At 57.0% G+C, this 2,203-nt stretch carries 1 protein-coding gene; it reads right to left on the minus strand.

What is annotated here, in order from left to right; genetic code table 11:
- Positions 1 to 457 precede the first annotated feature (457 nt).
- On the minus strand, positions 458 to 1,096 hold the full coding sequence (locus RQP53_RS24600; RefSeq protein ID WP_315653376.1) for a hypothetical protein: 639 nt from the start codon (positions 1,094 to 1,096) through the stop codon (positions 458 to 460).
- Positions 1,097 to 2,203: the final 1,107 nt, after the last annotated feature.

A 2,203-nucleotide genomic window follows, 5' to 3' on the forward strand; every position in this document is an offset into this window, starting at 1 on the left:
CTCTGCGCGGTGCTCCAGCACCATACGCACCGCGCGCTCGCGCACCTCAGGCGAAAACTTCGGGGACTTCTTCATGGCTCCATTCTCCAGAGTTGGAGCCTCCTCGAAATCCGGGGCGATTCATGTGTCGCTGACAGCAATGCTTGTCTTACCTTCGGCGTCCCAAGGCACTCCAAGGACTTGCTGTGCCTTCGCATTGTTTGAGTACGGCGACAAGACGCAGATCCGGTCCCAATCACCTGATTTGAGCGCCCCAAGATCAATGGTTGCCCGCCCAGTTTGCGCAAACTCCCTGGCCAGTCTCTCGCTGATTCCCTGATCGTGTTGCGAACAAGCGACCAGAAGGATGGTGGCAATGGCAGCAGCTCTGATCATGCGACCTAACGTTTGCCATGCGCGGCTACTGGAAGCAAGCGAAACTTGCTGGAAAACGCCCGCTCGATGGAATGGTTAGCCTTCATCTGCGCCCACCTTGCGCCTGCCCGAAGGCAAAGGCCAAGAACAGCGCGAGAAGCACCGTTAGGAGCGCATCTTGGAAAGACTTTTCGTAGAAGAGCCAAATTGAAGTGGCCGCAACAGGGATGCAGAAGAGAAAGAACACGAGCATCGTGACCGCGGACCAAATTCTGTGCGTGACTGGACGAAACGAGTCAATGAGCGGATGCAACATGGAAGTGATAGCTTCTGAAAGAGCAAGCAGCGGCCAGTAGAGAACCGCTGCGATGAGGAAGAACGTGATTTGAAGGTAGTCTTTGCCGACCGGGATCGGAGGCAAAGATTCACCAATGAATCGAGCTTGGCTGAGCAGCACTTCACCTTTTGAAAATAACGCCTTAAACAGCGGCGGCATGGTTACCGAGAGGTAGAGCACTCCGAAGGTTACGAAGTAGAAGAGAAACTTGTGGGCAGCGCTTTCCACCGCTTGGTGATTTTGCGCACGACGATCGAGGGGTTCTTCACTTTCTGCTCGCGACGGCTGCGACCGTAGTGCGACAGGCGGAGGCCTATTGCCACGTTTCTGCCACAACCAGACGATGCCGGCGTATATGAATGCGGCGACGACATTCAAGAAGATGTTCCAGAAATCACTTGCCATACGCGATGGTTTGAATGAAAGCTAACGATTTAGCTGAGCTGCGAGCAGCGGCTGGGCACGCAAGGCCCAGAATGAAATGAGGGCCTGAAGTGGCCAGCCGTTGCGAGTCAGCTCGAGCGGTTGGTTATGCAGAGCGCCAACGACGAAGGCACCTTGCTTGCAGGCAGCCTGTGCTGCCCAGGGCGAGAGCCTAGCAGGCGCGCCCGGAGCGCGACGGCGTGAACGGACCAGCGCACCGACCACAGCGAGGCCAGAAACTAAAAACGCCTCCATACCCTGAGCGCAACGAACTGAACCAGAAGCAGCCTCTGCTCGCGTGCGGCGCCAGTCTGTGGATGCCTGCGGCTCATGCCCGCGCGCGGCCACCCAGCGGCGGCAGCCGCTTGCGGCAGACTCAATCGCACTGCATTCAAGACGCTGCATAACGTAGAGGTGAGCGGCCGCCGCCGACGGTCCGCTCGACTGACAAGTTAAGAAGCAACTGCGGCCCTAGCAACTGTCAATTTGCTTGCCGTGACAAAGCCAGCCACTGATGCTGCAAGTGGAATGACTATCCCGGCTGTTCCCAGCGGATAGATGTATGGTCCCATCCCTAGAGGCAAGATGAAATTTGCCGCGAACAGTGCGCCTAGCAAGCCTACTGCTCTAGCCAAAAGACGGCCCGCTGTATCCCAGCGCATATAGATGCAGAACGCGAGCAGAACTGAACCGCCGATTAGGCCAAACTGTGCCAGCTCCGCACCTGCCAATCCCATACGCGCGAAATACTTAGTTCCGCCAATCATTTGCCCATGCTTCAAGTATGCAGCAATGAGGCCAGCAGCTATCAATGCCCACGCACCTGAGCTGAGGATTCGAGGTCTCACCACTGCTCCTTAACGTTGAAGCTAACCGGCCCGCGACGGCAGGACGCCGCAGGGCCAGAATGAAATGAGGCCCGAAGGCGGTGTGCCGTTGCGGGTCCGGTTGAGCGAGTGGTTAGGCATCGCAGCTTGGCAAACTAAGTGCAACACCTTCTCCAAAAGAGGTGGGGAGTGGCGACACTGTTCACACCTCATCCGGCAAGAAGGGGTTGTGAACATGGAATATCGCCAACTCACCCAAGAC

The organism is Roseateles aquae, assembly GCF_032337115.1.
Classification (GTDB): Bacteria; Pseudomonadota; Gammaproteobacteria; order Burkholderiales; family Burkholderiaceae_C; genus Roseateles_C; species Roseateles_C aquae.

What these genes read in the sequence shown, in the direction of transcription:
- RQP53_RS24600 (WP_315653376.1), bottom strand. Translation starts at nt 1,096, where the DNA reads ATGGCAAGTGATTTCTGGAACATCTTCTTGAATGTCGTCGCCGCATTC.